The sequence below is a fragment of the Pseudonocardia bannensis genome, from assembly GCF_012911875.1.
Classification (GTDB): domain Bacteria; phylum Actinomycetota; class Actinomycetes; order Mycobacteriales; family Pseudonocardiaceae; genus Pseudonocardia; species Pseudonocardia bannensis.
In genome coordinates this window covers 1-5,018 of sequence record NZ_JAAXKZ010000211.1, presented here as the reverse complement: position 1 = coordinate 5,018, position 5,018 = coordinate 1, and the positions used below count along the sequence as shown (strand labels likewise).

General features: G+C 72.4%; 6 protein-coding genes and 1 pseudogene. 6 read left to right on the top strand and 1 reads right to left on the bottom strand.

Annotation, left to right across the window (positions count from 1 at the left end):
- Positions 1-138: 138 nt before the first annotated feature.
- From HF519_RS29320 to HF519_RS29310, 3 genes and pseudogenes are all read left to right on the top strand, one after another.
- Positions 139-447, top strand: a pseudogene (locus tag HF519_RS29320) (roadblock/LC7 domain-containing protein); the annotation flags it as partial.
- Between the two features lie 5 nt (positions 448-452).
- The gene (locus HF519_RS29315; protein ID WP_211170755.1) at positions 453-857 is read left to right on the top strand and encodes a DUF742 domain-containing protein; all 405 of its coding nucleotides are present in this window, start codon (positions 453-455) and stop codon (positions 855-857) included.
- A complete protein-coding gene (locus HF519_RS29310; protein ID WP_169416212.1) occupies positions 838-1,425 on the top strand; it encodes a GTP-binding protein in 588 nt (195 codons plus the stop codon). Before HF519_RS29315 ends, HF519_RS29310 begins: the two co-directional genes overlap by 20 nt.
- Before the next feature lie 32 nt (positions 1,426-1,457).
- On the opposite strand, the gene HF519_RS29305 is transcribed toward HF519_RS29310, so the two are convergent.
- A complete protein-coding gene (locus tag HF519_RS29305) occupies positions 1,458-2,093 on the bottom strand; it encodes a Maf family protein (protein WP_169416211.1) in 636 nt (211 codons plus the stop codon).
- 219 nt (positions 2,094-2,312) lie between these two features.
- On the opposite strand from HF519_RS29305, the gene HF519_RS29300 reads away from it, so the two are divergent.
- The 3 genes from HF519_RS29300 to HF519_RS29290 are packed head-to-tail and all read left to right on the top strand — an operon-like array spanning position 2,313 to position 4,959.
- Complete coding sequence (locus tag HF519_RS29300) at positions 2,313-4,187, top strand: sensor histidine kinase (RefSeq protein WP_169416210.1); 1,875 nt, start codon at positions 2,313-2,315, stop codon at positions 4,185-4,187.
- On the top strand, positions 4,184-4,603 hold the full coding sequence (locus HF519_RS29295) for a roadblock/LC7 domain-containing protein (protein ID WP_169416209.1): 420 nt from the start codon (positions 4,184-4,186) through the stop codon (positions 4,601-4,603). Before HF519_RS29300 ends, HF519_RS29295 begins: the two co-directional genes overlap by 4 nt.
- On the top strand, positions 4,600-4,959 hold the full coding sequence (locus tag HF519_RS29290) for a DUF742 domain-containing protein (protein ID WP_169416208.1): 360 nt from the start codon (positions 4,600-4,602) through the stop codon (positions 4,957-4,959). The genes HF519_RS29295 and HF519_RS29290 overlap by 4 nt, the downstream gene beginning before the upstream one ends.
- The last annotated feature ends 59 nt before the right edge of the window (positions 4,960-5,018 follow it).

Genomic DNA, 5,018 nt, shown 5'->3' with positions numbered 1-5,018 from the left:
AAACGACACACCCACGCAGTCCTCGCCCTCGCCCGACGGCGAGTCAACGTGCTCTGGGCGATGCTGCGCGACCAACGCCCCTACCAGGCCGCCCCGGTCACGACTTGACAAGATCATTGGGAAGCCGTCTCCGGTGACGGGTTACGGCTGGCCACCTCCCCCGGCGTCGATGTCGCGCTCGGTGACCAGCTGTCCGCAGCGGCGTCCGGGCTGGTCAGCCTCGCCCGGGGAACCGCACACCTGCTCGGCGCCGGGGCGCTGACCCAGACCATCCTGGAGATGGCCGGTGGCTATCTGTTCGTCACGGCGGTCGGTCAGGGTGCCACCCTCGCGGTGTACGCGGAGCGCCGCTGCGACATCGGTCTGATCGGCTACGAGATGACGATGCTGGCCTCCCGGGTCGGGCATGCGCTGAACCCTGCACCCCGCACCACCACCGGGGGTTAGTGGCGGTGGTGGCGGAGGAACCCGGCGACGGCCGGCACGCCGACTGGTCGGCCGGCGGTCGCTCGTCGGGCGGCCGGGTCGTCCCGGTGTATGCGGTCACCGGCGGCCGGACCCGCTCGACCGGCCGGGAGATGCCGGTGGAGGCGCTGATCACCGTGACCGACGCGGGTGGGAGAGCCGCCGACCTCGAACTTGAGTACCGCACCATCGTCGAGCTGGCTGCGGCGCCGATCTCGGTGGTCGAGATCGGCGCGACCCTGGGCGTTCCGGTTGGAGTGGCCCGGGTGCTGGTCGGCGACCTCGCCGACGCCGGCTATCTGGCCGTGCACCTGCCGCCCTCGGCGACCACGAACGGCGGGCCTGGCCCGGAGATCTTGGAGAGACTGCTTGATGGACTACGTGCGCGGTGACTCGGATCAGGCGCTGATCCCGCTCAAGGTACTGGTCGCGGGCGGTTTCGGAGTCGGTAAGACCACCCTGGTGCGGTCGCTGTCGGAGATCCCGCCGCTGCTGACCGAGCAGGAGATGACGTCGGCGTCGATCGGCGTGGACGACCTCGGCCCGGTACCGGAGAAGCGGACCACCACGGTCGCGATGGACTTCGGCCGGATCACCGTCGACGACTCGCTGATCCTCTACCTGTTCGGCACGCCGGGGCAGTCGCGGTTCTGGTTCATGTGGGACGAGCTCGCCCGCGGGTGCGTGGGCGCCGTGGTGCTGGTGGACCTGCGGCGGGTCGACGACTGCTTCCCGGCGATCGACTACTTCGAGAACCGGCGGCTCCCGTTCGTGGTCGCGGTCAACGGTTTCCCCGGCTCCGACGACTTCGACGACGACACCGTCCGCGACGCGTTGGCGCTCCCGCCCGACTGCCCGCTCGTGCGGATGGACGCCCGGCGGCCCGAGTCCGGTCTGACCACGCTCATCACGCTCGTCGAGCACGCGTTGGCCCGCACCGCCGTGCCGTCCCAGTTGTGAGGGTCAGCCCTGCCACACGACCAGGTGTGCAGCTAGGGGCGGCCGGAGGCCGGTGACCACAGCGTGGTCACCGGCACCCCCACCCCGGCGAGCAGCCGGCGGGTCAGCGGGAGGCTGATCCCGATCACGTTCGACGGGTCGCCGTCGATCCCCTCGACGAACCAGCCACTCAGCCCGTCCAGAGTGAATGCGCCGGCGACGGCCATCGGCTCGCCGCTGGCGACGTAGGCCTCCAGCTCGTCCTCCGTCGGCTCGCCGAAGCGGACGGTGGTGACGGCGTGCCCCTCGGCGACCCGGTCGATCTCGCCGTCGGCCAGGCGCAGCACCGCGTGCCCGGTCACCAGCTCGCCGGTGCCGCCGGCCATGGCTCGCCAGCGCTTGCGCGCCTGGTCGGCGTCCACCGGCTTCCCGACGAGCTCGCCGTCGATGTGCAGCATCGAGTCGCAGCCGATCACCACCGCGTCGGGGCGGGTGTCGGCGATGCGACGGGCGACCGTGGTGGCCTTGGCCCCGGCCAGGCGGGTCACCTTCTCGCCCGGCGAGGCGTCCGGAACCGCGGCCAGCAGCGCCTCCTCGTCGACGTCGGACACCTCGACGAGGGGGTCGAGTCCGGCCGAGCGGAGGACGGAGAGCCGGGCGGGGGAGGCGGAGGCCAGCACGACGTGCACGACGCCAGACCTTACGACGCGCCGGGGGCCGGGCCGCGGTCAGCGTCCACCACATGGGTTCGTGGTTTGAGCCCGCGGCGGCCGGGCACCCCGCCGGGCTGCGTATCCGGGCGAGAACTGATCACCGACCATCCGTGACGACGAATCGCCGCTGCGGGCACGCCTTCTGTCGCGCCCGTCGTGCCGTTCGGGGTAGCCGATTCATCGAGGTGTCGGAGAATGGCGCGACCGATGACGATGGGGAAGGCACTGTTCGACCACCTGCCCCGCGGCAACACCCTCGACGACAGGGACTGGCAACGGCGCCACCGCCTGCTGGAGTGGTTGCTCGCCCTGCACCTGCCCGCACTGGCGATCTTCGGCGCGGCCCTGCGGAACCCGCTGGACATCGTGCTGGTCGCAACGCTCCCCGCGGCGGTGTTCCTGGTGCTGGGTCACGTGCTCGGGACCCAGCGGCGGCTGGCGTCGGTCATGGTGACGACGGGACTGGTGTACGCCACGACCGTGCTGGTCGCGTTCAGCCGCGGCGCGATCGAGGCCCATTTCCATTTCTTCGTCATCGTCGGTTTCATCGCGCTCTATCAGGACTGGGTGCCGTTCTTCGTCTTCACCCTGCTGATGGTGGTCATGCGCGGTGTCGGCGCCGAGCTCCGGCCGGATCTGATCTTCAACCATCCCGCGGCGCAGGCGAAACCCTGGTTGTGGGCGTTTCTCCACGGTTCCGCGGTGGTGGCCGCCTGCATCGGGGTGATGGTGTTCTGGAGGATCACCGAGGACCAGCAGAACGAGAAGAAGGAGCTGGACCGGAAGCTCGCGGACTCCGAGATCGGCCGGCGGCAGTTCACCTCCGACCTGCTGCTCAACCTCGCCCGGCGCAACCAGGGCATGGTCTACCGGCAACTGGACATCATCAACCAGCTGGAGGAGTCCGAGCAGGACCCGGATGCGTTGTCCGAGCTGTTCCGTCTCGACCACCTGGCGACCCGGGTGCGGCGCAACGCGGAGAGCCTGCTGGTCCTCTCGGGGGAGCAACCGGCGCGCGTCTGGCGGGAGCCGGTACCGCTGCGCGACGTGGTGCGCGCGGCCATCGCGGAGACCGAGGACCTGGACCGGGTGGTCTTCTCCGTCGACGAGCGCCCCGCCGTGTCCGGGCGTGTCGTCGCCGACCTGACCCATCTGCTCGCCGAGCTGACCGAGAACGCGGTCCGGTTCTCCCCGCCGGACACCGCGGTGACGATCCGGACCCGGACGGACCGGCTCCACGAGGGCGGGCAGCTGGTCACGATCGAGGACTGGGGGATCGGGATGCCGCCGCAGGAGCGGGCGGCCGCCGATGACCTCCTCGCTCACCCGCCCGAGATCGACCTGTCCGTCGCGCAGCGCCTCGGGTTGCACGTCGTGGCCCGGCTCGCCGCCCGGCACGGGATCCAGGTGACGCTGAGCGCCACCCCCGGCTCCGGGCTGACCGTGCTGGTCGTACTGCCGCCCGAGCTGTTCGAGTCCCGGCACGCCGCCCATTCGCTCGCCACTCCGGCTCCGGCGGCGGTGTCGCTGCGCCCACGCAAGCACGGCCTCGGCGGCGCGCACGCCGCGGAGCCGCAACCGGCCCGGGCGCTGATCCGGGAGCCGGTGGCCGTCGGGGCCCCCGGCGACGGGTTCTCGGGGCCGCCGCAGGGCGGGGCCCCGGCGGTGGTGAACGACGGCGACCGGACGGACCCCGGGCTCGACGAGTTGACGGCCCCGCTCGCGCCGTCGGCGTGGGAGTCGGCGCACGGGCAGGGGCCGGGTGCGGCGCCGGACTCGCCGTCGCCGCTCGGCCCGGCGCGCGATGCCGCCCCGGATCCCGCGCCCGATCCGGTTCCCGGAGCCGGCGGCGCCGGCCCGGCGGGCGGCGCGGAGCCAGGTGCGGGCCCGACCCTGCGTCGCCGGGTGCCGCAGACCCATCTGACCCCCGAACTGCGGCTGCCCGCTCCGGAGCCCGCCGAAGAGGAGGCTCCCCACCCCAGGAACACCGTGGTCGACGCGCTGTCGCGCTACCAGGCCAGCCGGCAGGCGGCCAAGGCCGTGGTCGAGACCGACGGTGGTGGGTCATGAGGTCGGAGACCGCGCCGGGCAACGGACTGGACTGGCTGCTCGTCGACTTCCTGAAGACCACTCCGGGGGTGGTACACGCTCTGGTCGTCTCCGGCGACGGCCTGCGACTGGCCGCGTCGCCCGGCATGCCGGGCGCCCTCGCCGACCAGTTGTCGGCCGCCGCGTCCGGCCTGGTCAGCCTGGCACGGGGAACCGCGCATCTGCTCGACGCGGGGCCGGTCACCCAGACGATCCTGGAGATGTCGCGCGGCTACCTGTTCGTCACCGCGATCAGCCGGGGCGCCACGCTCGCCGTGTTCACAGGCCAGGAGTGCGACATCGGCCTCGTCGGTTACGAGATGACCATGGTCGCTGCCCGGGTGGGGCATGCCCTGACCCCCGCGGCGCGTGTCGCGGCAGGACGGCCGGGGCCGTGAGCGACCACCTCGCCGACGCGGGCCGCGTCGTACCGGTGTACGCGGTCACCGGCGGCCGCACCCGCTCGACGGGCCGTGAGCTGCCCATCGAGGCGATGGTGAGCACCACCGGCAGGGCCGACTGGGCGACCGACCTGCAGATGGAGTACCGGATGATTCTCGAGCTCGCCGAGCGGCCGGTGTGCCTGGTGGAGATCGGCGCCGTGCTCGAGGTACCCGTGGGCGTCGCGCGGGTCCTCGTCAGCGACCTCGCCGACGCCGGTTGCCTCACGGTGCACACCGCGCCCCCGACCGACGACGGACGACCCGGCGCCGACGTGCTCGAACAGCTGCTGGCAGGTCTGCGTGCCCGCTGAGGCCACCGGCGGCCCGGCCCCCGTCCCGCTGAAGATCCTGGTGGCGGGTGGGTTCGGGG

Bases quoted from the DNA above. Each gene is read 5' to 3' on its own strand.
- HF519_RS29310 (WP_169416212.1), top strand. From the start codon at position 838: ATGGACTACGTGCGCGGTGACTCGGATCAGGCGCTGATCCCGCTCAAG.
- HF519_RS29300 (WP_169416210.1), top strand. From the start codon at position 2,313: ATGGCGCGACCGATGACGATGGGGAAGGCACTGTTCGACCACCTGCCC.
- HF519_RS29295 (WP_169416209.1), top strand. From the start codon at position 4,184: ATGAGGTCGGAGACCGCGCCGGGCAACGGACTGGACTGGCTGCTCGTC.